The organism is Hymenobacter radiodurans (assembly GCF_004355185.1).
Taxonomy (GTDB): Bacteria; Bacteroidota; Bacteroidia; order Cytophagales; family Hymenobacteraceae; genus Hymenobacter; species Hymenobacter radiodurans.
In genome coordinates this window covers 1,833,778-1,858,762 of the sequence record NZ_CP037922.1, presented here as the reverse complement: position 1 = coordinate 1,858,762, position 24,985 = coordinate 1,833,778, and the positions used below count along the sequence as shown (strand labels likewise).

The window sequence follows — 24,985 nt, the reverse complement described above, 5'->3', positions numbered from 1 at the left end:
AGTTGAGGGTAGAGGAGTTAAAAAGTAGCATTCCAACTTGGTGGGTAGCCCACCCATCCACTTAGGATCACATCGGCTAAGTCATAGCCAGCTTGCAATTGCTCAACCGTAGCGTGAGACTCTAGAAAATCTGATACTTGTATGCAAAATCCTTGAGCCTGAAGCTCAGTCGCCTTCTTGCTCCACTCTTCGCAAGCACCACCGTCAGGAAATGCGGTGATAGATCGCTCTTTGATGGGCGCTAGTCGCTCTGCGTTCAGCCAGCTCTTAGCTCCGACGGCCAAGCAGACGAAGCCAGGGAAATAATGCGAACAAAGAATGGCTGTTTTAGGAGCTTCTACCAGCATTATGGGCTTTGTTGACGGTACATTCCTGAGTTGGGGTAGCCCAAATAGGCAAGGGGCTTTCTGACCTTTTTGAGCATACTGCAGTAACCACTCGGGCCGTGGTTTGCCTTGCTGTTGATACCGTTCCAATAGGGCAGTATGCACCCACCGCGTACAGCGTTCTATGCTCCCATCCCATCCGGGACGCTTGGCTGTGTGACCATCCGCCTCAAATAGCACGACCTGCCCCCCTCTAGTGCGACCTTGCTCATCAACAAACCAGAATACCGTTGCACCAGGCCAATAGGAAGAAGTGCCCACCTGAAATTGAGCTAATAACTCGTCTGCCTCTCCCCCACCGAAATGGCTTTGCAGTAGTCGAGCAAACTGATTGCGGTCGTACTGGCCTAATGTCTGGTGCCGTAGCTCCTGAGGTAGATCATAGATAGGTTGATCAACTATTGAGCGGGGCGGGGGCTTGTAAGAAACGACCAAGGAATTGAAGCTCTCCCCACCTCTCTCCTGCGAACGTATCTGGTCAGCGTAGCTTTGGCCACTGGCGCCTTTATCGTAAGGGGAAAGCTTATAGCCGCATTTATCGGTTCTGTTGCAGATACCGAAGGCTTCGGGTAAGTGCTTACTGGTGCGGCCGTCAGTAAAACGGGTGAAGGAATGTCGGGAGCCACAGCCGGGGCAGGTGTAGCGAGTTCTCCGCCCTTGGTAGCGCTCTAGCGCGTAGCGGTATTCTGAGGTGGGAGCCATCTGAATTTATGAGGGCGTGGGCTACCATAAGGCCGGTCCACTTGTAGACCGACCTTGGTAAGAAAGATTTTGGGAGGGCTTCCGAACAGCTTAGGCAGCTGCCATTTCACGTTTCACCGTTTCAACCCCTATAGTTTGAGATGGTGAAACGGTACGCTGCATCACTTTCAGGCGGCGATCGACCGTGCTACGGGATGGAGGCTTCATGCCCAAGCCTTGAGCAATGGGGCTGAGTTGCGTAGTAATTTTAGAAAGAGGGAAGCCATTAAGCTGCATCTGCAAGGCTTGCTCCCACATTTCTCGCTCTTCCTCTGATTCGGCTGGACCTTTGATTAGATCGCCGAAAGCTGCCCGTGCTCCCGTATTGTGAAAGAGGAGGTTTTCGTCAAAGTGTAGGGCATAACTCTGGGACTTTGCCTCGCGGGGCAGGTAGTTTCCTTTGAGAATACACAAATGCCGCAGGTCTGGGTCTATTGGGTCGGGCCGTAACTCAAAAACCACTCTCATCTTGGCTTCTAAGCCCTGGCTACCTAGTAGGTTGTTTTTGGATGGCTCTCGCTCCTCCGTACGCTTCCCTGTATGGTGCATGAATAGAATCAGACAGTTGTGGCGAACCGCTAAAGCCTGATACTTATTTAAAAACCCTCTAACTTCATTGGAAGCATTCAGATTGCCCTCGTACAAGTCGCCAAAAGCGTCTATCACGACTAAATCGGCTGGCTGCTCAGTCAGCATTTGATCAAGTCGAGTAGTCAACCCTTCTGGGTCAAATTCAAAGCGTAAGCGGTCGCTACACTCAGGAGCAATATGCTGACCAGCTAACTGACGCTTTAGTATTGGTCCCACTGCGCCATCTCCATCCTCTGTACTGACGCAGATAGCCCGACGATGCACGGCGTTAATTTTGAAGCCGAGAAAAGTAGAGTCACCTAACGCTATGGCCAAGCCAAGTTGGCGAAGGATCGATGATTTGCCGGTATCACTTGCCCCAGCCAACATAGCCATTCCCTGAGTTGGCAATAATCCTTCCACCAGTTGAGGTATCTCAGTCGCAGGTCGGGATAACAACTCCGTCAAGGTGTAGGATGTACGCTCAGCAACAGGGCGTTTCACCATTTCATTTATTAGGGGTTGAGACGGTGAAACGTGGGATGGCGGCACAGCCTGCGCGACCAGTTGAGCAGCGTGGGCCTGCAACCCGGCAAGGATACCTTGTGGTTGGCTATGCACGTTGATAGCCCTCCCCTGCTTTCTTGGCTTTTGTGATGGACTTGCGGCGCGGCTTTGGTGTAACAGCCTTGCGAATGGTTTCTAGCAGCTCAGGCGTGGGCTTTGTTACTTGTGCCAGATCCTGCGCGTTCCACTCCGGGCGGGACTGCCGCAGGTTCTCTCCTAGCACGGCAACAATGCAGCCTTCCAACTCCGCTGCCGTGATGTGGAATCGGCGTGACAGGTTGACGACTCCGGTCTGGCTGAACGCCAGCACGGGCACCGATTGCAGCAAAGAATAAAGTGCGGGCTTCTCTGTTAAAAGCGCCCAGCTTTTTGTATCTTCGTTACGTGGCTCCCCAGCAACAGCAACGAAATTATCTAACGGTCTAATCATCATACGATTAGGCCGTTTTTTTTGTGGTGGACCTGCGGCGGGCGTACAACCGCGTACCGTCTGGCTTGGTTTGGCCCTGCATAGCCTCCAATACTTCCCGACGGTAGTAGAATACCCGGCGGCCCACTGTATAGGGCTTAAGGAGGCCAGTACGCTCCCAATTCCTCACGGTCTGCGTGCAAATGGCAAACTCGGCTTGTAGTGCCTTGCGTGTCATTGTTTCATCCTGGCGCGGTTCGTCCTGCTGGATAGCCTTCCACCTGTGTAGATCTTCAGCGACCCATTGAGCTATGGCCTCTCTTAATGGAGGTAAAGCTGACGCCAGAAGGGTAGCAAGGTCAGGAGGCGTAATGGTACCGGGGCTGTGGGCCGGGGCTTGGTAATAGGGGTAAGCATGCATAGAGTTGTGGCGTTGCCTTGTGGCTAACTCTACAATTCTATGCTTTACTGGTGGCGCTTCATCCCTTGTCTGTTGTCTGTTGGATCGTTGTCCGGTGAGTGTCCGGCTATACCCTAATATTTACTCACAGATGCTAAAAACACTGTCTTGTCTTTGTCTAAATATAGCCCTTCTCATTTTTAGCTCTTTCGTTTACTTTGCCACCACCAGCCATTAGGTTTAAAGTATCCGCCATCACCTAAAGTGTCTCGTTTACCGCCTAATAGTGCAAGTTCAGCGCTGGCCGCGCTGCTAAAATACTCGGGCGGATACTGCTTATTAGCTAGGCGATCAAGGCTCATTCTGCCGGACTTCGCCCAAGGAAATCCATAAAAAAGAGATAGAGCCACCACTGCCTTATCTCGCCCCATTTTCAACTTACCGTAGTACTTCAACACCTCAACCACGCCATGAAAGGCAGCTGCGGTAACTCCAGGCTTTGGATTGTCTGAATTATCAATAAGGCCCAAATTGAAAAACAGTAAATTACAATCCTCCTGACTGTATCCAAAAGCAAAACTTAGCAGTGGATGATTGCTTCCAGTATCTTCCTCTGTTATGTTATCAATGGTGCTGAAAAGCTGGCCGTCGGTATCGTCATAGTATAGACTTTCATTATAAAGGTTAATTACCTTTTCTTCTTCTTTCTCTTTATCTCTAAGCCATTCCTGAACAAAATCAACCCTTATTCGATTTTTGGCACTCCCCAAAATATATTCTCTTGGCCGTGATCACGAAGCATATCTTCCACTACATATTTAGTATTGGGCGGTGGTGGAGGTAACGATTGAATAAACATGCCATCCCCAGGAATAATGATGGCGGCACCATCTGCAAAATAATCATGAATATCTACTACCCTTATTAATCCTCTAATATGCTCTCTGTCATAAGCATCGCCGTAGTATTCATAGTCCAGTCGGCCCTTAATATCCATAGGCCACGAGTTAAGCAGTATTAAAAATTCGCGCATTTCAACGAGCTTTTTACCACAATAGGGAGTCGGGGAATCCCTATGCCAATAGGTATATGACTTACCGGTAGCATCGATTTTAGTAATTTGTCTATGCCATTTAGGATAACAATCCTGTTGCTCGAATACCTGTATTTGCTCTCCCTGCCATGTGAAGGGCTCGTTACAGCCGTATTTGTGTGCCATAAACTCATAGTGACGTCGGCCGTATTCCTCGCGCTCAGCTTGTGTGGCTCCTTTATACCGTGGCATCTTTATATGTCTTGAACTGCGTTATTTCGTTTTATTGTTTACTTCATTTTCCCCATCCCACAGCTTGCGAAAGCCCGCTAGCTGATGGGTGTCAGTTGTTTGAACGTACCGTTGAAAGCTCTTCATGTCACGGTGACCCGTAGCTTTCATAATTAAATTGAAAGGCAGCCCTCCTTCAAGTGACAGACTGACGAAGGTGCGGCGGGCAGTGTGCGAACTTATTAACTCGTATTTAGGCAGCGTTTCCGCTTGTCGTTTGCCACCTTGATAGCGGATATGCTCAGTAGGCTCATCTACTCCTGCACGCTTTGCCAGCTCCTTTATATAAGCGTTAAGGCGCTGATTACTGATTGGATGCACTCCCCCAATCCACATGGCATCCAATAGAGGCCGCGCTTTGGGGTGTATGGGAATCGTTAAGGTGTCGCGAGTCTTCTTGGTCGTCAGCCGAAGGTATTCCCCTTTGTCATGCTCCTGTTTCAGGACAGCAACGTCACTGAATCGCAAGCCGGTATAGCACCCTATAAGGAACAGGGCACGGGCGTTGTTTAGGTGGTGCCCATTGGGTAAATCCAAGGCTTCTATACTGCGCAGTTCTGCCGTGGTGAGGGCCAGAACATCCGGCTCCCGATGTTCCCACCGCCAGCGAGTGTAAGCCTGGTTTACTGAACGCCCACGTAGGGTAGCGTCATTTAAAAACCGTTTTAAAATAGAAAGATGTTTGTGAATACTCCCATCAAGTAAACCTTCTACATTTATCAAATAGCCCGTGAAGAGGTGGCTAAAATCAGCGGTAAAGTGATCAAATAGTAATGGGGCTCCCCGGCGACCTTCAGGCGATTGCTCCCAAAAGTGAGTCAGGTGGCCACAGGTTGTTTTCAATGACTTGATCGTGGCCGCCGCTTTTGTCTGGTGCATCCGAGCGATATAAGCAGCAAAATCCGATAACGGCAACGGAGTATCCACGGCTTGCGGCTGGGCAACCTGCGGCTCAACTATAGTTCTTAAGTCTTCAGCAGTGGGCAGTATTCCTAAGGCTAACTGGTCTCGATGATAAGCTGATAGGCGCTCGCGCATTGAAGAGAGCTGGACGTTCTTCGCCTCATTGTCACTGCTCAACTGCTTCCGCTCCTGCTTATCCTTTACCTCAGCCGGGGCAAAGTTGGTTCTTAGCCGTTGCTCTCCTTGCAACCAGTGAGCAGGCAGGACAGAAACCCCAGTATATACTTTCGCCCGCGTCCCGTGCGAACTGACCATAAAGAATAGAGGGGTAGGCGTCAAGGCACCAGGCTCCTTTAGATAGAGAGTAATTTTTGCCATACCGTAGATGCGTTGCCGCATACAAGGTACACAACTCCTGTTAAAGGGGACATCAAAGGGGACACTACTTTGACCCTATTTTTAAGTAGATGACTGATAAATTCCGTAATTACGCCTTAAAGAGGTTTTGCGGTAATATGATTACACACCTAAACATATAGGTTAGATTCCCCTACGGACTACTCTAAGCCACTTGTTTTAAGCAAAAAAAGGCCGCTCTACACCTCGTAGAGCGGCCTTTTGCATTTAGGCTGTCTTCACTTGGAAGTACAGTTTGGAAATAATAGCACATGAAGCACATGCTTAGGCAACAGGTATTGCTAGCGCTTGGCAGATGCGCTTTTTTTGCGGGGTGGGTCTTTCACACCTCCTTTCGTTAAAGTCAGGGCATATACGCGTCCCGCTTTGGTAGTCAGAAACTCTACCGTCCGGTCAGGATTGTTGCGGTTGAAAAACCTTCGGGCAGATTCCGGCACTAAGGGCGCCTCCTCGTCCTGTAGATACAGGTGGCTGTTGGTATAGAGAATGTGAATTTCCTCGTAGTGTCCTGCATAGTCGGGCAATTTGGACGGCGTGGCGGCTACGGGACGATGAATATATGGCACTTCCACAGTTTTACCGAACAGGATGCCAGCAAGCCCATAGCTGATCCAGTGCGATTCAGCTTGATTGTTCGACAATACAGTGACAAAAATATCATCTTGAGGGTAGCGGTCCATGGTCGTCATGGCGCCGAAATAGCCCCCACTGTGGGTTAAAAGGTAGTGGCCATGGTTATAATAGGGATCCACGAATACACCGTAGCCGTAATGGTCGATAAAGCCTTTGCCCGGAAACCGCTTATTGTGCTGGGTAGCCATGAGCGCTTTGGAGGCGTTTGAAAGCAGTGCGGTGCCCTTCATTGCATGGTCTAGTTTGGCTAGGTCGCCGGCCGTGGAATATAGCCCGTCGTGTCCCACATTTAGGTCCCAGTTGATGTAAGGATTTTTGACGAATGAATCGCCTTCTCGGCAATACGAGCGAGCCAGTCTGGGCACGAGTGCGGTGTTGCTATGCAGGCCAGTATTTGTCATCCCAGCCACATCGAAGATGTATTTTTGCAGATACTCGCCGTACGACATTCCCGAAGCTTTCTCAATGATCTGGCCCAGCAAAAAGTACCCGACGTTGCTGTACCCCATCTGAGTGCCGGGGGCAAATTGAACAGGTTGCTTTTTGATAAATGCCAAAGCGGAATCTTTTGAAATAGCCGTGTGATTCAGGTACAGTTCTTCAAAGTCAAGTGACAGGCCAGCCGTGTGGGTCAGCAGTTGGTGCAAGGATATGGCGTCGCCATTGGGAAACCCTGGCAGGAACTTGCTGAGCTTATCTGTGAGTCGGAGTTGGCCGCGTTCGGCTAGCTGCAGAATAGCCAGCGCCGTAATGTGCTTGGTAATGGAAGCCAGGGCAAACTTGGTATCTGGGGTGCTGGGCACAGCCCATTCTGCATCAGCCAGCCCGTAGGCTTGGCGCAGCAGCACCGAATCGTGACGCGTAATAAGCACCACTCCGGCGAAGTGGTTCACATCGTGTTGCGTCTGCATATAGGCCGCTAATTGTTGCCGCACGGGCAGTTGACCTACACTAGAGCTAATGATGCCCAGGCAAAACAGGAACGCAATAAGTGTTATGCGCATAGGGCTGGAGTGGTGCAGTTAGCAATAATTTTCTGCAGTGTTGTGTGGAACTGGGCGAGTTCTGCTTCACTCAGGCCCGCCAGCGCTGTTCTTTGATTGAGCAGAATGGTATCAGTTAACTGGGCCAAGGTGTGCCGCCCCTGAACTGTAAGGTGCAGCTCAAATTTCCGACGGTCGGTGGCGTGAATCTCTCGCGTGAGTAAGTCCTTTTGGACCAACAGCTCAATGATGCGAGTCAGCGATGCTTTGTCTTTAAATACCAGATCGGCAATCTGTTGCTGGTTAAGGGCCGGGTGCTTATCCAGTACAATCAGAATCAGGGCTTGATCCACGGTGAGCTTATCCATGACTTTATCAATGTTCTGCTGACAAAGCTTTCGATACACCTTAATGGCTTGCTCGAGGGTATAAAGTACAGTTTGGGTTGGGGTATCGACGATCATACATTTTTGCTTGACACAAATATAGTTGATATATCAACAAATCCTAGCAACACCCACTTTCACCTCAGGCTACCTAGGGGGCTTTTTTATTAGCAATCAGGCCTTAGTGAGCTTTCGAAAAGATTTGAATTGGCTAGGTACCTATTGGCTTCGAAACCACACTGCGCCCTAGTAAAGAGTTCTATGCGTTGTGAGAGCATATTTTAGCCCTATCAGCCACCCGACTCTGGTGTTAGCAGCGCGTTGAATTTATAGGCTGACTCTTTGCTGAAATCAACGACCAGTTGTGCCACAAAAACCGCTAGGGGGCTTTTTTACGCCGACTTATCCTAATGAGAGGGTTATCGGTGCAATACTAAGTCATAGTGAATGAGACACTCCTACTCGCATTAATTGATTTTGTCAGCGCCTCTTGAACAAGATAAGATTGGGCCCGTATCTTCGGGCAACACATTAAGCGGAAAATATCAACCAACTTTTCCCTGAGGAAATGACAAAAATCAAAGTAGCAAACCCGGTAGTGGAGCTTGATGGCGACGAAATGACGCGCATCATCTGGAAGTTCATTAAGGACAAGTTGATCACGCCTTATCTCGACCTCGACATTAAGTACTATGACCTGGGCATTGAGTACCGCGATGCGACCGGCGACCAAGTTACCATCGATGCCGCCAACGCCATCCGGCAGTACGGAGTAGGTATTAAGTGCGCCACCATCACACCCGATGAGGAGCGGGTAAAAGAGTTTAACCTAAAGCAGATGTGGAAGTCGCCAAACGGCACAATCCGCAACATCTTGGACGGTACTGTTTTTCGTGAGCCCATTGTGATGAGCAATGTGCCCCGCCTGGTTCCCAACTGGACGGCTCCCATCTGCATTGGCCGCCACGCGTTCGGCGACCAGTATCGGGCTACTGATTTCGTGACCAAAGGAAAAGGCAAGCTTACCATCACCTTCACCCCAGAAGACGGCGGCGAGACCCAGTCTTTCGAGGTATTCAACTTCAAGAGCGATGGGGTTGCGCTGGCCATGTACAACACGGATGAGTCAATCCGGGGATTTGCTCACGCCTGCTTCAACCAAGCCCTGATGAAAGGCTGGCCGCTGTACTTGTCGACCAAAAACACCATTTTGAAAAAATACGATGGTCGTTTCAAGGACATTTTCCAGGAGATCTACGAGCAGGATTACAGCGCCAAGTTCACGGCGGCGGGCATCACTTATGAGCATCGCCTGATTGATGACATGGTGGCCTCCGCTCTAAAGTGGAACGGCAACTTTGTGTGGGCCTGCAAAAACTACGATGGCGATGTGCAAAGCGACACCGTAGCGCAGGGCTTTGGGTCGCTGGGTTTGATGACTTCTACCCTAGTTACCCCAGATGGCACAGTCATGGAGGCCGAAGCTGCGCACGGCACCGTAACGCGTCACTACCGCGACCATCAGGCGGGCAAGCCAACTTCTACGAACCCTATCGCGTCCATTTTTGCTTGGACCCGTGGCCTAGAGTTCCGCGGAATTCTGGACAACAATCAGGAGTTAATTGACTTCTGCAAAACATTGGAAGCCGTTTGCATCGAAACGGTAGAAAGTGGTAAGATGACGAAGGACTTGGCCGTTTGTATTCACGGCAATAAGGTGTCGCACGGCAAGGATTACCTCTACACCGAGGAGTTCCTAGAAGCGTTGGATGAAAATCTGAAAGCGAAGTTGGGTAAGTAAGCCTGATTAATCGCCTTATAAAAGCCCATTCGGTAATCGAATGGGCTTTTTTGTGTCATTACCGCAAAGGCAAGCAGTATGTTAGATGATAACGATTTTGCCATTAGGCTGCAACCATTACATCGCCACGTAAGCTCTTCACTATGGTACCGCCCAGTATACTCGCTCAACTAGTGCCACCGGGGGGCTTATTTCGAGGCTAGCTTTTAGGACCATTATTTTTTGATATCTATCCATACCCACATTCCAATGAGAAGAATGGCATTTAGCAGCCTTGCAGCACTAGGCTTGTATTGCTTTGCAACGCCCACTTACGCACAACAGCTACAAGCTGCCGGCATTAGCGCAGGGTTTAATATTGCACGCTTGAAGGCAGATCGCTATGCCTTTCGGTACAATTCCATTCTGATTGATCCACTGGCCGATCAATCAAACGACGAGACAGGCAACAGCATTACGTTGTTTGGCCGCTGGAAGATTGGGCAAACAGGCTGGTATCTGCAACCTGAGTTGGGGTATATGTCGGCCCTAGAGACTCCGATTTTACTATCAAACGCTAGCAGCGCCTTCCCTATTCTAATAGCCGCATCCGGCGCCTTGATGCCCGACTGCTGGGAGGCTATCAATCTGGGCCGCTGCGCCTGTTTGCGGGCCCTAGCATCGGTTACTATCTCTATAATTCGCGAAATTTTACTTCCCCGGATCCGGAATTACAGGCTGCTATGAGCGCCTTGGACGCAAACCCCAAGCGGTGGCAGGCTTCAGTGCAGGCCGGAGCGGGCGTTACGCTGGGCCGCCTGGATCTGAATGTTCGGTATGAGTGGGGCCTCTCTCCTTATAAGCAGTCTTTTCCCGCACCCGGCGAGTTCCCCTTTCTGACGCGCAGGATGCAACAGCTAGTGCTGGAAGGCGGATTTCAACTGTACAGGCGCTCCAAGTCCAAATAGTTACTGCTATGTTCGCACCTCCTTTTTTAAGGTTGAAGTAAGAGAAACCGCCCTGGGGGGCAAAACGAGCGCCACGGCCGAATACTCGGCCGTGGCGCTCGTTTTGCCCCCAGGGCCCGTTCTTTTTGTTTTGGACCGCGTATCTGTTATTTGATGGCACGCTTTGCTACTTGTCTGTGTTGTTGGCTTTTAGTTTTTTAATTCACTCATTATTTAAACAGCACTGAAGTAAGAGTATTGAAGTTTTAAATCATTTATTTCTTATATTCAGCCAACGTACGCTCTGGAGCTGCTGCCGCCCTCCCACCCGGCCCGCTCAATATTCCGCCTGCAACAGGGAGCAGGCGAACCAGCTTACCAGAAAGGCTCGGCCTTTTGCCACGGTGCTGGGTAACTGTACCATCATTTTTCTTTTTCAGCCTTCCATTTAAAAGGCAACCATTTTTTAACCTTGACTTCCAGGCATTTACCCAGGCCTGGGGTATACGTCGGGTGACAGGTGTGGGCACTTGTATTTGTTGAAAATGACAACCTGCTAGCAGGTCTGCGACCCCACATCTGCGTGATGGGCTGTGCTTGTCTGCCCGGCCCTACATCAACTTCTAATGACCATCAGCATGATTACCCATATAGCAACCCTAGATCAACCTACTTCCCTGTCGCACACCCGCACCCACGAGCTCAAAATCTGGCCCGCCTGCTTCGAAGCTACATTGTCGGGGGCCAAGACGTTTGACGTGCGCGAAAACGACCGCAATTATCAAGTGGGCGACGCCGTGCAGTTGTGCGAATACGAACCAGAAAGCGAGACCTACAGTGGCCGCTCCACGGCCCGCTGGATCAGCTACGTGCTGCAGGGCGGCGCTTTTGGCCTGCAAGCTGGCTGGTGCATCTTGGGCTTAACCGAGTTGCGGCCGCTGCCGCCTGGCGTAAGCGACACCAGATTGTGGTAACCGAATAGGTACCGACTGAAGATGTTTTTTCCTCAGTCGGTACCTATTTCTTTTTTGGTACTGCCTCACTTATAACCCTGTGCTGCTGCTCCATGCTCAGCACGATAGAACCCTAACGCCCTACTTCTGGTGATGAAATCTACTGACCCGCAAGGCCTGTACCGCCCCGAATTTGAGCATGATGCATGTGGTACCGGTTTTATCACTTCTCTCACCGGCCATAAGTCGCACCAAACGATTGCGGATGCGCTGACCATGCTGGAAAACATGGAGCATCGCGGCGCCTGTGGCTGCGACTCCGATTCGGGCGATGGAGCCGGTTTGCTGTTGCAAGTGCCGCACTGGTTTTTTCTGGAAGAGTGCACGGCCCTCAACATTCGGTTGCCTGAGCCGGGCTGCTATGGGGTGGGCATGGTGTTTTTGCCCAAAAATGCCCCCCAGCGCGAATCCTGCCGCTCTATTATTAATGCCGCTGCTGAAAAGCTGGGCTTCCAGCTGCTGGGGTATCGGCCGGTCCCGGTGAACCCAACTGGTATTGGGCAGACGGCCTTAGCAGCGGAGCCCGTCATGGAGCAAGTGTTTGTGGCGCGGCCAACCGGCATTACCACTAGTGAAGACTTTGAGCGTAAGCTATTTGTGCTGCGGCGGCTGATTACGAAAACGGTTATAGAAGCGGTGCCGGAAGCGGCAGATGATTTCTACTTCGCCTCGCTTTCCTGCCGTGTTATTGTGTACAAAGGCCAGCTGACCACCTATCAAGTGCGCCATTACTTCCCCGACCTGTCCGATTCGCGCGTGACGTCGGGGTTTGGGATGGTGCATTCACGCTTTTCCACGAATACGTTTCCATCCTGGAAGCTGGCGCATCCGTTCCGGTTACTGGCCCATAATGGCGAGATAAACACACTGCGGGGCAATCTGAACTGGTTTTATGCCGGCCTTCGCTCCTACGTCTCTCCTTATTTCTCGGCCGAGGAAATGGACATGCTGCTGCCCGTAATCGACAACAATCAGTCGGACTCCGCTTGCCTCGACAACATTGCTGAGATTCTGCTGCACTCGGGCCGCTCCTTGCCCCATGTGATGATGATGCTCGTGCCCGAAGCCTGGGACGGCAACACCCAGATGGACCCGCTGAAAAAGGCGTTCTACGAATTTCACGCCACATTTATGGGCCCCTGGGACGGTCCGGCGGCCTTGCTCTTTACCGATGGCAAGATGATCGGGGCCATGCTCGACCGCAATGGATTGCGGCCCCTGCGCTACGTGGTTACTAATGATGGGCGCGTGCTGGTGGCTTCGGAGGCGGGCGTCTTACCTATTCCCGATTCCAAGATTGTGCAGAAAGGCCGCTTGCAGCCCGGCAAAATGCTGCTCGTGGATACTGTTGGGGGGCAAATTATCACCGATGAGGAGCTGAAAGCCCAAGCCGCCAGCCAGCAGCCGTACGGGCAGTGGCTAAACGAGTACCAGATTCGGTTAGAAGAGTTGCCCGAACCACGCCAGATGTTCACCGATTTATCGGCCGAATCGGTGTTCAAATACCACCAAGTATTTGGCTACACCCGCGAGGATATTGACAGCATCATCACGCCCATGGCCGTGGAGGGCAAAGAGCCCATTGGGTCCATGGGCGTAGATGTGCCGCTAGCGGTGCTCTCCGACCAGCCCCAGCACCTTTCCAGCTACTTCAAGCAGTTTTTTGCCCAGGTCACTAACCCGCCCATCGACCCGATTCGGGAGCGACTGGTGATGAGTTTGGCCACGTTCATAGGCAACAACGGCAACATCCTCGACGAGGACAAAATGCACTGTCACTGCGTGGCATTGCATCAGCCCATCCTGACTAACCACGAGTTGGAAAAGCTGCGCAGCATCGATACTGGCCTGTTTCACGCAAAAACATTGATGAGCTACTTCAAGGCGGATGGCAAACCTGGCTCTTTGCAAAATGGCGTCGACAGGCTGTGTCGCTACGCGGAGGATGCGGTGAGCGATGGGTTTGAGGTGCTTATTCTCTCCGACCGCGCTTTGGATTCGGAGCATGCGCCTATTCCGTCGCTGCTGGCGGTATCGGCTGTGCATCACCACCTTATCCGCAAGGGGTATCGAGGGTCGGTGGGACTGGTGGTCGAAGCCGGCGACGTGTGGGAAGTGCATCACTTTGCTTGTCTGCTGGCGTTTGGAGCTACGGCCATCAATCCGTATCTGGCCCTGTCTACCATCCAAACCATGCAGGCTGGGGGGCAATTTGACTCGCCGGAAGCTCATCCGCAACTGGTCAAAAACTACGTCAAGGCCGTGTGCGATGGCTTGCTCAAGATTTTCTCTAAAATGGGAATCTCAACGTTGCAATCGTATCACGGCGCGCAGGTGTTTGAGATTCTGGGCCTCAACCAGGAAGTTGTAGACCACTGTTTCACTGGGGCCGTTACGCGCATTGGCGGGTTAGGCTTCGATGAAATAGCCCGGGAGACGCTGTATAAGCACTTTCAGGGCTTCAAAAGCACTACCCCCGAGGAGCAACAACTGCTACCCGACGGGGGCGTGTACCAGTGGCGGCGCCGGGGCGAGGCGCACATGTTTAACCCTGAAACGGTGCACCTGCTTCAGCACGCCACTCGCACCAACAACTACGCAACCTATCAGCGCTATGCCCGTCTGCTCAATGAGCAAACTGATCGGTTGTTCAGCATCCGGAGCCTGCTGGATTTTGCCCACCACCGCGAGCCAATTTCCCTCAATGAGGTGGAGCCCGTCGAGGACATCATGCGGCGCTTTGCGACGGGAGCCATGTCGTTTGGCTCCATCTCGCACGAGGCGCACAGCACCCTGGCTATTGCCATGAACCGCATTGGGGCCAAGAGCAATACGGGCGAGGGCGGCGAAGATCCGATGCGCTACGAGGCCCTGCCCAATGGCGACTCTATGCGCTCCGGTATCAAGCAGATTGCCTCAGCTCGCTTCGGCGTCACGGCCCATTACCTCACCAACGCCGACGAGCTGCAAATCAAAATGGCCCAGGGGGCAAAACCCGGCGAAGGCGGCCAACTCCCTGGCCATAAGGTCGATGAGTGGATAGCACGAGTGCGCCACGCCACGCCCGGCGTAGGCCTGATTTCGCCCCCACCTCACCACGACATTTACTCCATCGAGGATTTAGCCCAGCTGATTTTCGACCTAAAAAATGCCAACCGCGCCGCCCGCATCAACGTGAAGCTGGTGTCGAAGGCGGGCGTCGGTACCATTGCGGCGGGCGTGGCCAAAGCGCACGCCGACGTGATTCTCATTGCCGGCTACGACGGCGGCACGGGTGCTTCGCCCATGAGCTCCATTAAGCACGCCGGTTTACCCTGGGAACTGGGCCTAGCGGAAGCGCACCAAACTTTGCTGCGCAACCAGCTCCGCAGCCGCGTGGTGCTGCAAGCCGATGGCCAGCTCAAAACCGGGCGCGACCTGGCCATTGCCGCCCTGCTCGGCGCCGAAGAATGGGGCGTAGCCACTGCTGCGCTCATTGCGGGCGGCTGCGTGATGATGCGCAAATGCCACCTTAATACCTGCCCCGTAGGTGTAGCTACCCAAGACCCAGAGTTGCGTAAGCTGTTCACAGGTCAGCCGGAGCACATTGTGAACCTATTCCGCTTCCTGGCCGAAGAGTTGCGCGAAATCATGGCGGAGTTGGGCTTCCGCACCGTGAACGAGATGGTTGGCCGGACGCAGTTTTTGAAGGTGCGCGAAATAACCCACTGGAAGGCTCGCACCCTGGACCTCAGTGGGTTGCTTCACCCAGCCGCCAACCCCTCGGGGGCACTTTATATAACAGCGAAACCCAGGACCACGGCCTGGACGAGATTCTCGACTGGCAGCTGCTTCAACATGCTCAACCCGCGTTGGAAGAAGGCGTACCGGTTTTTGCTTCCTTCAAGGTGCGTAACATCGACCGTACCATCGGCACGCTGCTTTCTAACGAGATAACCAAGCGCTACCACGCGGTGGGGCTGCCGCACAATACCATCAACTTCCGGTTTAGTGGCTCGGCGGGGCAGAGCTTCGGCGCATTCAGCGTCAAAGGCTTGTCGCTTACGCTGGAAGGCGAGGCCAACGACTATGTCGGTAAAGGCTTGTCGGGGGCCCAACTGGTCATTTTTCCTTCGCCCAATAGCCAATTTGTGCCCGAGCAAAATATCATCATCGGCAATGTAGCCTTGTATGGCGCGACTTCTGGTGAGCTGTTTGTGCGGGGCCAGGCCGGGGAGCGGTTTGCGGTGCGCAATTCTGGCGCTACGGCCGTAGTGGAAGGCGTAGGCGACCACGGCTGCGAGTACATGACGGGCGGCCGCGCCCTTATTCTGGGCAAAACCGGCCGCAACTTCGCCGCTGGCATGAGCGGTGGCCTAGCCTGGATATACGACCCCGACGGCAGCTTCCCCGATAACTGCAACACCGAAATGGTAGAGTTGGACCCGCTGGACTCGGACGATGAGGATCAGATTCGGGCGCTCCTGCGCAAGCACGTCCAGCTTACCCAAAGTCAGCTTGCGGCTTATCTGCTGGATAGCTGGGCCGAAGAAGCGGGCAAGTTTGTCAAGGTCTTTCCTTCCGAATACAAAAAGGTGCTGCAAAAGGCGCGGTACGCAACGGTGTAGAGACGCGACACGTCGCGTCTCCTCGCGTAACTGTCATGCAGAGCGCAGCGAAGCATCTCGCGTGCTGATGTTGCAATAGTAACTCAACCAAACACGCGAGATGCTTCGCTGCGCTCTGCATGACGGGCGAAATTAATTAACTGCTCAAAACCAGTCGTTCAACGAGGAGACGCGACGTGTCGCGTCTCTACATAACTCTCTTCCGATGGCGCACATCACAGGATTCAAGGAATTTGAGCGAGAATTGCCCCCCAAGGCCGCGCCCCAGGAACGGGTGGCGCACAACCAGGAATTCGTCGGCAAGTACTCTGAGGAGCAGTTGAATCATCAGGCGGCGCGGTGCATGGACTGCGGCATTCCGTTTTGCCACGCGGGCTGTCCGCTGGGCAACATCATCCCCGAGTTCAACGACGCGGTGTACCAGCACGACTGGGAGCAGGCGTATCAGATTCTGTCTTCGACCAATAACTTCCCCGAGTTTACGGGCCGCATTTGCCCGGCGCCCTGCGAATCAGCGTGCGTGTTAAGCATCAACCGGGAGCCGGTGGCCATTGAGGAAATTGAGAAGCACATCATTGAAATTGCGTTTAGCAAAGGCTACGTGCGGCCCACTTCACCCATTCTGAAGTCAGGCAAGACGGTAGCGGTGGTTGGCTCGGGTCCGGCGGGCTTGGCGGCGGCGGCGCAGTTAGCCAAGGCGGGTCACTCCGTAACCGTGTTTGAGCGCGACGACCGGCCTGGGGGGCTTTTACGCTACGGAATCCCCGATTTCAAGCTGGACAAATGGGTAATTGACCGCCGCATTCTACTGCTGGAGGAAGACGGCATCGTGTTCCGCTGCAACACCGAAATCGGCAAAGACCTGCCCGCCACGGAGCTTACCCGCACGTTCGATGCCGTAGTGCTGGCGGGCGGCGCCCTCGTGCCCCGCGACCTGCCCATTCCGGGTCGAGATTTGGCTGGCATTCACTTCGCCATGGATTACCTGACCCAGCACAACCGTCGGGTGAGTGAGTTGCCCATCACAAATGATCTTATTTTGGCCACTGACTGTCGGGTAATTGTGATTGGCAGTGGCGATACAGGCTCCGACTGCGTGGGTACGGCCAACCGGCAGCAGGCCAGCTCGGTGACGCAATTTGCCTTCATGCACGAGCCTTCCACCGACCGACCCGCGCACGCGCCCTGGCCCAGCTACCCCACCATTTTCCGCACCAGCACCTCCCACGAGGAAGGCTGCCACCGTTACTGGGGCATCCATACTAAGGCATTTCTGGGTAATGAGCAGGGACAATTACGGGCCGTACTCGTCACCGACGTAACCTGGGAAACCGATGTACTCGGCCGCCGCATCGCCTTTCAGGAAATCGAAGGTTCGGAGCGCGAAATCCCTTGCGACATGGTGCTGCTGGCCTTAGGATTTGCGTCTCCACAGTATGAAGGCCTTCTGGAGCAGTTGAACGTGGCCTTAGACGAGCGCGGCAACGTGCGCGCCCCGGAAAATACCTATCAAACTAATCTACCCAATGTATTCGTGGCCGGCGACATGCGCCGCGGGCAGTCGTTGGTGGTCTGGGCCATTTCGGAAGGCCGTGAAGCAGCGCGCCGCGTTGATATGTTTTTGACCGGCAAAACTTCTCTGCCAAGCAAGAACGCAGTGGGCATGTTTGCCTAAACTAATGAGTATTGGAGTCAAAAAAGCCCCCCGGCATACTCTTGTAGTATGCCGGGGGGCTTTTTTCGTTTCAACCTAACAGGCGGTCATGCAGAGGCGGAGCCGAAGCATCTCGCGTGTTTACCAGGATTACTAATCAGTCATCAGCAGGCGAGATGCTTCGCTCCGCTCTGCATGACGTTCTGGTTAGTCTCTATATAATCGTGCTTAGGCCGACTTCAATGTTGCTTCTGTGCAACTGACAATCCTGCAAATCCAGGACGCCATAGGCAATGAAGCTACCCACTTGCTCTGTGGTGTAGGGCACGCCAGCGGTCAGTTCGGGAGTCAGCACACCTCTTTCCAGTGCATTATTTACCGCATCTTTCACGCAGTCAGCTTCGGCCTGTAGACCAAAGTGTTCCAGCAGCATAGCAGTGGAAAGGATAGTGGCAATGGGGTTGGCAATGCCTTTGCCTTTGGCCTGCGGAAAAGAGCCGTGGATAGGCTCGAACAAGGCAATCTGGTCGCCGACGGAGGCAGAAGGCAGCAGGCCCAGGGAGCCGGCAATGACGGAAGCTTCATCGGAGAGGATGTCGCCGAACATATTCTCGGTAAGAATCACGTCGAACTGTCGCGGGTTGAGGATAAGCTGCATGGCCGCGTTGTCCACGAACAGGTAATCGACGACCACGTTGGGGTACTGGGGGGCTATTTCCTGCACTACCTCTCGCCATAAGCGCGACGTTTCCAGCACGTTGGCTTTATCAACCAGTGTTAGTTTCTGCCGGCGGTTATCAGCGGCCTGAAAAGCACGGTGAGCAATGCGGGCAATTTCCTCCCGATTGTAGGTGCAATGGTCATAGGCGGCACCATCCTCCGTGCGGCCTTTTTCACCGAAATAAATACCCCCCGTCAGCTCCCGGAAGATGAGCATATCGGCGCCCTGAATTCGGTCTTTCTTGAGGGGTGAGTGCTCTAGCAACCGGTCGTAGGCCGTAACGGGGCGAATGTTGGCGTAGAGGCCCAGCGACTTGCGCAGCTTCAGCAGGCCTTGCTCGGGGCGTACTTTGGCCGCGGGGTTGTTGTCGTACTTGGGGTCGCCGATGGCCCCAAGCAGCACCGCATCGGCCTGCCAACAGGCAGCCAGCGTTTTTTCGGGCAGTGGGTCGCCGGTGGCATCAATGGCGCAGGCACCCATGAGCTGGTGGTCGAAGATAAACTCGTGGCCAAAGCGCTCCGCAATGGCTTTCAGCACCCTTACGCCTTCCTGACACACTTCCGGGCCGATGCCGTCACCGGCTAATACTACAATTCGCTTTCTTAGTATGCCCATGGTCGCTGCTGTTCGTAGGCCGCAATGGCCGCTTTTTGGTTGATGAGAAAATCAATGTCGTCGTACCCATTGATGAGGCATTCTTTCTTGTAGGGATCCAGCGCAAAGCAGATGCTTTCCTCCCACACGGGCACCGTGAGCGTCTGCGTGGGCAGGTCCACGACCAGCTGGGTCTGCGGCTCCAGCTCTACCTGCCGGAAAAGTCGTTGCAGCACCTCATCCGAAACTTGCAGCGGCAACAGCCCGGTATTCAAGGCATTCCCTTTGAAAATATCCGCGAAGTAGCTGGAGATGACCACCTTGAAACCAGCATCGTAGAGCGCCCAAGCGGCATGCTCGCGGCTGGAGCCACAGCCGAAGTTTTTGCCTGCCAGCAAAATTTGCCCCCCGTAGCGCGCATCGTTCAACACAAAGCTCTCTTTAGGCTGGCCGGTGGCCGTGTAGCGCCAGTCGGCGAACAGGTTGGCGCCGAAACCTTCGCGGGTTGTGGCTTTGAGGAAACGAGCCGGGATAATCTGGTCCGTATCGATGTTTTCGATGGGCAGCGGTACGGCCGTTGAGCGGAGGGTTTGAAACTTTTCCATGGGCGCGGCCTAGTTTAAGTACTTGGTAATGTCCACGATGCGCCCTTCCACCGCAGTAATAGCCGCTACCAGCGGACTAGCCAGCAATGTGCGGGCACCGGGTCCTTGGCGTCCCTCGAAGTTGCGGTTAGAGGTAGAAACGCAGTAGGCACCCGCCGGAATCTTGTCGTCGTTCATGGCCAGGCAAGCGCTGCAACCGGGCTCGCGCAGCTCAAAGCCAGCAGCAGTCAGCACCTGATCAAGCCCTTCCGCAATGGCCTGCTTTTCCACTTGCTTGGAGCCGGGCACAATGATGGCCTCCACGTGCGGCGCCTTGTGCTTGCCCTTCACGTAAGCCGCCACCGTGCGTAGATCTTCAATGCGCGAGTTGGTGCAACTGCCGATAAACACGTAGTTAATCGGCTTGCCCAGCAACGACTCACCGGGAGCAAACCCCATGTAATTCAATGACTTATCGAAGCTTGCTGCTTCACCTTCCAGCACCTGCAACGGAATAGTGCCACTCAGCGCCATGCCCATTCCCGGATTGGTGCCGTAGGTAATCATGGGCAAAATGCCCCCCGCATCGAATTTCAGTTCCGCATCGAAGTTAGCGTCAGCATCAGAATAGAGGGTTTGCCAATACGCCACGGCCTGCTCCCACCGCTCGCCTTGCGGGGCGTAGGGACGGCCTTTTAGGTAAGCAAACGTAGTTTTATCAGGCGCAATAAGTCCCCCGCGGGCCCCCATTTCGATGCTCATATTGCACACCGTCATGCGGCCTTCCATACTCAAAGCCCGGATGGCGCTGCCCGCATACTCCACAAAGTAGCCCGTAGCGCCGCCCGTCCCGAGCTGGGATATCACGTGCAAAATCAAGTCTTTGGCCATGACGCCCGGCCGCAACTCACCATCCACAGTGATGCGCATGCGCTTGGGCCGACTAATCAGCAGGCATTGCGAGGCCATTACCTGCGTCACTTGGCTCGTACCAATACCAAAAGCAATGGCGCCAAAAGCGCCATGAGTCGAGGTGTGGCTGTCGCCGCACACGATAGTCATACCGGGCTGAGTAATGCCCAACTCGGGCCCAATGACGTGTACAATACCCTGGTATTCATGACCTAAGCCAAATAATTCAACGCCATGCTTGGCGCAGTTTTCGGTCAACTTATCTACCTGGGAGCGCGAAAGCGGGTCCTGAATCGGCAAGTGCTGGTTGCGCGTGGGTACGTTGTGGTCGGCGGTGGCCACAATCTGGCTGGGGTTGTGCAAGGTCAAACCACGGGCCACGAGTTCATCGAACGCCTGCGGACTCGTCACCTCGTGAATGAGATGGCGGTCGATGTAAAACACCTCCAAGTCGCCCACGGCCTTCACCACGTGCGCATCCCAGATTTTATCAACTAACGATTTGCCCATGTTAATTAGCTGCTACCAAATTTTCTTGTTCCACTAATAAGTGCAGATCATTATCCACCACTTCCTTCTGACGGTCAGCCATTTGCATAAAGCAAGCATATGCTTTGTTGAGCGCCGGACGGTCAAATTCATAGCCTAGTTTTTGGAGTCGGTACGCCAGCGCCGCCCGTCCTGAGCGGGCCGTGAGCACAATTGAAGAATCGGCCACACCCACCGTGCGTGGATCGATGATTTCGTAGGTTTCGCGGTTTTTGATTACCCCGTCCTGGTGAATGCCGCTGGAATGGGAGAAGGCATTGGAACCTACAATAGCCTTATTGGGCTGCACCGGCATTCCCATCATGGTTGAAACCAGCACTGAAGTGTCAGCCAAGCGCTGGGAAATAACATTGGTATCGAGTTGGAGGTAAGGGTGTTGACGCAAAATCATGACGACTTCTTCCAGCGCCGTATTGCCAGCCCGCTCCCCTACCCCATTGATGGTGCACTCGATCTGGCGGGCGCCATTCATCACGCCAGCAATAGAATTGGCCGTGGCAAGTCCCAAATCATTATGACAATGCGTTGACAGACAGACCTTTTCAATGCCACGCACGTTCTCGCGCAAATACTTGATTTTGGCGCCGTACTCATCGGGCAGACAGTAGCCGGTGGTGTCTGGAATATTCAGCACGGTGGCGCCGGCCCTAATAGCCGCTTCGCACACGCGAGCCAGATAGGTATTCTCGGTACGACCAGCGTCCTCAGCATAAAACTCGACGTCTTCCACGAAGGATTTAGCCAGCTTTACGGCCGCTACGGCGCGTTCCAGCACTTCATCCTGCGTGCTGCAAAGCTTGTGCAAAATGTGCGATTGGGAGGTTCCGATACCGGTATGAATGCGCGGATAACGCGCCGGTTTCAGCGCATCAGCCGCTACCCGAATATCGTTTTCCACAGCCCGACTCAGACCGCAAACGGTGGCTTCGCGGGTTTGGGCCGCAATAGCCTGCACCGCCTCAAAGTCGCCAAGACTGGAAACGGGAAATCCAGCCTCAATAACATCAACGCCAAGCTGTTCCAGCTGCTCCGCGATAATCAGTTTCTCGTCGCGGTTTAGCTTACAGCCTGGCACTTGCTCGCCGTCGCGCAGCGTGGTATCGAAGATTCGTATTTTCTCAGCTGCCATATAGTCGGAGTCGTTTGAAGCGAATAGCTGTCCGCAAGTACACCGGCAAAACGTAGGATGAGAAACGAATTTTTCAGGAGCCTACTATTTCTAATTCAGGCTTATTAACTTATAACACATTGAAAATCAATTAATAATAATCACAATAAATACAATAGCTAACGTCTAAATTGACTATAATTTATGTTAATTATAAGTCACTCATTCATAGTAGAACGTCATGCAGAGCGCAGCGAAGCATCTCGCGTGCTGACGCTGGAATAGTAAACTCAACCGAAAAGGCGGTCATGCTGAGCCTGTCGAAGCATCTCTCCCGCTTCGTTGAGTTTATCATTGCGGGAGAGATGCTTCGGCAAGCTCAGCATGACAATACTTTGGCAACATCAGCACGCGAGATGCTTCGCGTTGCTCTGCATGACGTTCTATTATAAGCCTACACTAGCAGGCTCAGGAAATCCTGTTTGCCATTTAGGTATTCATAAGCGAATCCTTCGGCTTCCATCCGCGACTGAATACCTTCGATTTCGTGGGGCTTTTTTACTTCAATACCCACGAAAACAGGGCCTTTCTCCTTGTTATTTTTCTTGATGTACTGGAAGTGAATAATGTCGTCGTCGGGGTGGAGCACGTGGTTTACGAAGCGGCGGAGGGCACCGGGGCGCTGGTTGAAGGTGACCATAAAATAGTGCTTCAGGCCCTGGTGACGCATGGCGCGCTCCTTAATGTCTTCCATCCGGGTGATGTCGTTGTTGCTGCCGCTGAGCACGCACACCACGGTTTTGCCTTTGATTTCCTCGGCGTATTGGCGAAGGGCGGAAATGCTCAGCGTACCGGCGGGCTCCAGCACGATGCCTTCCTCATTGTACATTTTGAGTAAGTCTTCGCACACCTGCCCTTCCGGCACCAGCACTACATCGTCGAGCAGCTCCCGACACAGCTCAAACGTGAGGGCACCGGGGCACTTCACGGCGGCCCCATCAACGAAGCTCTCGATATTCACGAGTGCTTGCCGTTGCCCCGCCTGAATAGCTTGCTGCATAGAAGGCGCGCCTTGGGGCTGCACGCCAATGAGCTTGGTATGCGGACTCAGCTGCCGAAAAACGCCCCCCACACCCGAAGCCAGCCCACCACCGCCAATGGGCATAAAAAGATAATCGATAGGCACGGGCGCCGCTTGCAGAATTTCCAGGCCCACGGTGGCCTGACCTTCCACAATGGCGATGTCGTCGAAGGGATGCACGAAGGTGCTACCGCGCTCATCACAGAAGTGCTTGGCAGCCGTAAACGTGTCGTCGAAAGTGTTACCAGTTAGAATTACCTCCACCTGATCTTTGCCGAACAGGCGCACTTTGCTCACCTTCTGAGCCGGCGTATTGGCCGGCATGAAAATATAGCCCTTCAGCCCCAGCAGCTGGCACGCGTAGGCCACGCCCTGGGCGTGGTTGCCGGCGCTGGCGCACACTACGTCGCGGGCGCCCTGCTCCTGCGTCAGCGTGGAAATCTTGTTGTAAGCGCCTCGAATCTTGTAGGAGCGCACCACCTGCAAGTCTTCCCGCTTGAGGTAAATGGTGGCTCCGTAGGCGGCCGATAAGCCAAGATTTTGCTGCAACAGCGTTTCGTAAATCACGCCCTGCAAATTGCGGGCGGCTTGCTCCACGTTTTTCAGCAGTACTGCCGGGGCTGAAGTGACTATCGTTTCGCTATGCATCGGCTTCCTGGGTCTTTTTCAGGGAGCGAAGTTGGCGCACCGTCGCGCCGGTCTGCCACAGCTCCGACTCGCGGACTTCCTTCAATTCCACTTCCAGCTCCTGGCGGTAATTAGGCGTTGAGCCGCGCTGGATAGTGCGCTCCGCTTCTTTGCCCGAGGCTACGCTGTCGTACAGCTCATTGAGCACGGGCAAGGTGGCTTCGCGGAAGCGGCCTTTCCAGTCGAGGGCGCCGCGCTGAGCCGTCACGGAGCAGTTGCTAAACATCCAGTCCATGCCGTTTTCGCCCACCAGCGGCACCAGGCTCTGCGTTAGTTCTTCTACCGTTTCATTGAAGGCTTCCGAAGGCGAGTGCCCGCGCTGCCGCAATACTTGATACTGAGCCTCGATGATTCCAGCCAACGCGCCCATCAGTACGCCCCGTTCCCCGGTCAGATCAGAATAAACTTCCTTCTTGAAATCGGTTTCGAACAGGTAGCCGGATCCTACTCCGATGCCCAATGCTATAGCTTTCTCATACGCTTCGCCCGTTGCATCCTGGTACACGGCAAACGACGAATTTAGCCCCCCACCCTGCAAATACAGCCGCCGCAAGCTTGTGCCGCTCCCTTTGGGCGCTACCAGAATCACGTCCACATCGGTGGGCGGGATGATGTTGGTTTGGTCGTTGAAGGTGATGCCGAAGCCGTGCGAGAAGTAGAGCGTTTTGCCGGGCGTGAGCCGGGCTTTCAGCGTAGGCCACAGCGCAATCTGACCGGCATCCGACAGTAGATTAGCGATGATGGTGCCTCGCTCCGCCGCTTCTTCAATGGAAAACAACGTTTCGCCTTCCACCCAACCATCCTGCAGGGCCTTATCCCAGGAAGGCGAGTCTTGGCGCTGCCCGATGATGACGTTGAAGCCATTGTCGCGCAGGTTTAGCGCCTGACCGGGGCCCTGCACTCCGTACCCAATCACGGCAATTACTTCGTCCTTCAAATAGGCCTGCGCCTTGAACAGCGGATATTCGTCGCGGGTAATTACGGTTTCGTCTACGCCGCCAAAGTTGATGGTTGCCATGTTGTTAGGGT

The 24,985-nt window shown here is 53.7% G+C and carries 19 protein-coding genes and 1 pseudogene; 5 read left to right on the top strand and 15 right to left on the bottom strand.

Annotation, left to right across the window (positions count from 1 at the left end; all coding sequences use genetic code 11):
- Positions 1-17 precede the first annotated feature (17 nt).
- The 9 genes from EPD59_RS08895 to EPD59_RS08855 all read right to left on the bottom strand — a co-directional run bounded on the left by EPD59_RS08895 (position 18) and on the right by EPD59_RS08855 (position 7,797).
- Entirely contained in the window at positions 18-1,088 is a 1,071-nt protein-coding gene (locus EPD59_RS08895) for a DUF6371 domain-containing protein (RefSeq protein ID WP_205703506.1), read from the bottom strand.
- Between the two features lie 90 nt (positions 1,089-1,178).
- Positions 1,179-2,204 (bottom strand): AAA family ATPase, encoded by a 1,026-nt coding sequence (locus EPD59_RS08890; RefSeq protein WP_133272468.1) that lies wholly within the window; start codon positions 2,202-2,204, stop codon positions 1,179-1,181.
- 106 nt (positions 2,205-2,310) lie between these two features.
- Positions 2,311-2,697 carry a hypothetical protein gene (locus tag EPD59_RS08885; protein WP_133272467.1) on the bottom strand — a complete coding sequence of 129 codons (387 nt, stop codon included), beginning with the start codon at positions 2,695-2,697 and terminating at the stop codon, positions 2,311-2,313.
- 4 nt (positions 2,698-2,701) lie between these two features.
- Positions 2,702-3,094, bottom strand: a complete 393-nt coding sequence (locus EPD59_RS08880) for a DNA-binding protein (protein WP_133272466.1) — start codon at positions 3,092-3,094, stop codon at positions 2,702-2,704.
- A gap of 179 nt (positions 3,095-3,273) precedes the next feature.
- The gene (locus tag EPD59_RS08875) at positions 3,274-3,843 is read right to left on the bottom strand and encodes a hypothetical protein (protein WP_133272465.1); all 570 of its coding nucleotides are present in this window, start codon (positions 3,841-3,843) and stop codon (positions 3,274-3,276) included.
- Positions 3,819-4,292 (bottom strand): hypothetical protein, encoded by a 474-nt coding sequence (locus EPD59_RS08870; RefSeq protein WP_133272464.1) that lies wholly within the window; start codon positions 4,290-4,292, stop codon positions 3,819-3,821. Before EPD59_RS08870 ends, EPD59_RS08875 begins: the two co-directional genes overlap by 25 nt.
- An 87-nt stretch (positions 4,293-4,379) precedes the next feature.
- The gene (locus EPD59_RS08865) at positions 4,380-5,699 is read right to left on the bottom strand and encodes a site-specific integrase (RefSeq protein WP_133272463.1); all 1,320 of its coding nucleotides are present in this window, start codon (positions 5,697-5,699) and stop codon (positions 4,380-4,382) included.
- A gap of 299 nt (positions 5,700-5,998) precedes the next feature.
- Complete coding sequence (locus EPD59_RS08860; protein WP_133272462.1) at positions 5,999-7,354, bottom strand: serine hydrolase domain-containing protein; 1,356 nt, start codon at positions 7,352-7,354, stop codon at positions 5,999-6,001.
- Positions 7,345-7,797, bottom strand: a complete 453-nt coding sequence (locus EPD59_RS08855; protein ID WP_133272461.1) for a MarR family winged helix-turn-helix transcriptional regulator — start codon at positions 7,795-7,797, stop codon at positions 7,345-7,347. Before EPD59_RS08855 ends, EPD59_RS08860 begins: the two co-directional genes overlap by 10 nt.
- Before the next feature lie 490 nt (positions 7,798-8,287).
- Between EPD59_RS08855 and EPD59_RS08850 the strand changes: the two genes are divergently transcribed.
- The 5 genes and pseudogenes from EPD59_RS08850 (at position 8,288) to EPD59_RS08830 (ending at position 17,741) form a co-directional block, all read left to right on the top strand.
- On the top strand, positions 8,288-9,520 hold the full coding sequence (locus EPD59_RS08850; RefSeq protein ID WP_133272460.1) for an NADP-dependent isocitrate dehydrogenase: 1,233 nt from the start codon (positions 8,288-8,290) through the stop codon (positions 9,518-9,520).
- A 587-nt stretch (positions 9,521-10,107) separates the two neighbouring features.
- Positions 10,108-10,467 carry an outer membrane beta-barrel protein gene (locus EPD59_RS24070; RefSeq protein ID WP_133272459.1) on the top strand — a complete coding sequence of 120 codons (360 nt, stop codon included), beginning with the start codon at positions 10,108-10,110 and terminating at the stop codon, positions 10,465-10,467.
- A gap of 617 nt (positions 10,468-11,084) precedes the next feature.
- Positions 11,085-11,420 carry an ASCH/PUA domain-containing protein gene (locus EPD59_RS08840; RefSeq protein ID WP_165963526.1) on the top strand — a complete coding sequence of 112 codons (336 nt, stop codon included), beginning with the start codon at positions 11,085-11,087 and terminating at the stop codon, positions 11,418-11,420.
- A gap of 132 nt (positions 11,421-11,552) precedes the next feature.
- A pseudogene (gene gltB, locus EPD59_RS08835) lies at positions 11,553-16,066 on the top strand (glutamate synthase large subunit).
- Between the two features lie 205 nt (positions 16,067-16,271).
- Positions 16,272-17,741 (top strand): glutamate synthase subunit beta, encoded by a 1,470-nt coding sequence (locus EPD59_RS08830; RefSeq protein WP_133272457.1) that lies wholly within the window; start codon positions 16,272-16,274, stop codon positions 17,739-17,741.
- A 193-nt stretch (positions 17,742-17,934) separates the two neighbouring features.
- Here the strand turns inward: EPD59_RS08830 and leuB are convergent, their stop codons facing one another.
- From leuB to ilvC, 6 genes are all read right to left on the bottom strand, one after another.
- The gene (leuB, locus tag EPD59_RS08825) at positions 17,935-19,056 is read right to left on the bottom strand and encodes a 3-isopropylmalate dehydrogenase (protein WP_133272456.1); all 1,122 of its coding nucleotides are present in this window, start codon (positions 19,054-19,056) and stop codon (positions 17,935-17,937) included.
- A complete protein-coding gene (gene leuD / locus EPD59_RS08820; RefSeq protein ID WP_133272455.1) occupies positions 19,044-19,640 on the bottom strand; it encodes a 3-isopropylmalate dehydratase small subunit in 597 nt (198 codons plus the stop codon). Before leuD ends, leuB begins: the two co-directional genes overlap by 13 nt.
- 9 nt (positions 19,641-19,649) lie before the next feature.
- Positions 19,650-21,041 carry a 3-isopropylmalate dehydratase large subunit gene (gene leuC, locus EPD59_RS08815; RefSeq protein WP_133272454.1) on the bottom strand — a complete coding sequence of 464 codons (1,392 nt, stop codon included), beginning with the start codon at positions 21,039-21,041 and terminating at the stop codon, positions 19,650-19,652.
- Between the two features lies 1 nt (position 21,042).
- Positions 21,043-22,209, bottom strand: a complete 1,167-nt coding sequence (locus EPD59_RS08810; protein WP_133272453.1) for a 2-isopropylmalate synthase — start codon at positions 22,207-22,209, stop codon at positions 21,043-21,045.
- Positions 22,210-22,642: 433 nt separating this feature from the next.
- Positions 22,643-23,917 (bottom strand): threonine ammonia-lyase IlvA, encoded by a 1,275-nt coding sequence (gene ilvA / locus EPD59_RS08805; protein WP_133272452.1) that lies wholly within the window; start codon positions 23,915-23,917, stop codon positions 22,643-22,645.
- Positions 23,910-24,974 carry a ketol-acid reductoisomerase gene (gene ilvC / locus EPD59_RS08800; RefSeq protein WP_133272451.1) on the bottom strand — a complete coding sequence of 355 codons (1,065 nt, stop codon included), beginning with the start codon at positions 24,972-24,974 and terminating at the stop codon, positions 23,910-23,912. The genes ilvA and ilvC overlap by 8 nt, the downstream gene beginning before the upstream one ends.
- Positions 24,975-24,985: the final 11 nt, after the last annotated feature.

What these genes read in the sequence shown, in the direction of transcription:
- EPD59_RS08890 (WP_133272468.1), bottom strand. Translation starts at nt 2,204, where the DNA reads ATGGTGAAACGCCCTGTTGCTGAGCGTACATCCTACACCTTGACGGAG.
- leuB (WP_133272456.1), bottom strand. Translation starts at nt 19,056, where the DNA reads ATGGGCATACTAAGAAAGCGAATTGTAGTATTAGCCGGTGACGGCATC.
- EPD59_RS08810 (WP_133272453.1), bottom strand. Translation starts at nt 22,209, where the DNA reads ATGGCAGCTGAGAAAATACGAATCTTCGATACCACGCTGCGCGACGGC.
- EPD59_RS08850 (WP_133272460.1), top strand. Translation starts at nt 8,288, where the DNA reads ATGACAAAAATCAAAGTAGCAAACCCGGTAGTGGAGCTTGATGGCGAC.
- ilvA (WP_133272452.1), bottom strand. Translation starts at nt 23,917, where the DNA reads ATGCATAGCGAAACGATAGTCACTTCAGCCCCGGCAGTACTGCTGAAA.
- EPD59_RS08830 (WP_133272457.1), top strand. Translation starts at nt 16,272, where the DNA reads ATGGCGCACATCACAGGATTCAAGGAATTTGAGCGAGAATTGCCCCCC.
- EPD59_RS08860 (WP_133272462.1), bottom strand. Translation starts at nt 7,354, where the DNA reads ATGCGCATAACACTTATTGCGTTCCTGTTTTGCCTGGGCATCATTAGC.
- EPD59_RS08870 (WP_133272464.1), bottom strand. Translation starts at nt 4,292, where the DNA reads ATGGCACACAAATACGGCTGTAACGAGCCCTTCACATGGCAGGGAGAG.
- EPD59_RS08840 (WP_165963526.1), top strand. Translation starts at nt 11,085, where the DNA reads ATGATTACCCATATAGCAACCCTAGATCAACCTACTTCCCTGTCGCAC.
- EPD59_RS08880 (WP_133272466.1), bottom strand. Translation starts at nt 3,094, where the DNA reads ATGCATGCTTACCCCTATTACCAAGCCCCGGCCCACAGCCCCGGTACC.
- leuD (WP_133272455.1), bottom strand. Translation starts at nt 19,640, where the DNA reads ATGGAAAAGTTTCAAACCCTCCGCTCAACGGCCGTACCGCTGCCCATC.
- EPD59_RS08855 (WP_133272461.1), bottom strand. Translation starts at nt 7,797, where the DNA reads ATGATCGTCGATACCCCAACCCAAACTGTACTTTATACCCTCGAGCAA.
- leuC (WP_133272454.1), bottom strand. Translation starts at nt 21,041, where the DNA reads ATGGGCAAATCGTTAGTTGATAAAATCTGGGATGCGCACGTGGTGAAG.
- EPD59_RS08895 (WP_205703506.1), bottom strand. Translation starts at nt 1,088, where the DNA reads ATGGCTCCCACCTCAGAATACCGCTACGCGCTAGAGCGCTACCAAGGG.
- EPD59_RS08885 (WP_133272467.1), bottom strand. Translation starts at nt 2,697, where the DNA reads ATGATGATTAGACCGTTAGATAATTTCGTTGCTGTTGCTGGGGAGCCA.
- EPD59_RS08865 (WP_133272463.1), bottom strand. Translation starts at nt 5,699, where the DNA reads ATGCGGCAACGCATCTACGGTATGGCAAAAATTACTCTCTATCTAAAG.
- ilvC (WP_133272451.1), bottom strand. Translation starts at nt 24,974, where the DNA reads ATGGCAACCATCAACTTTGGCGGCGTAGACGAAACCGTAATTACCCGC.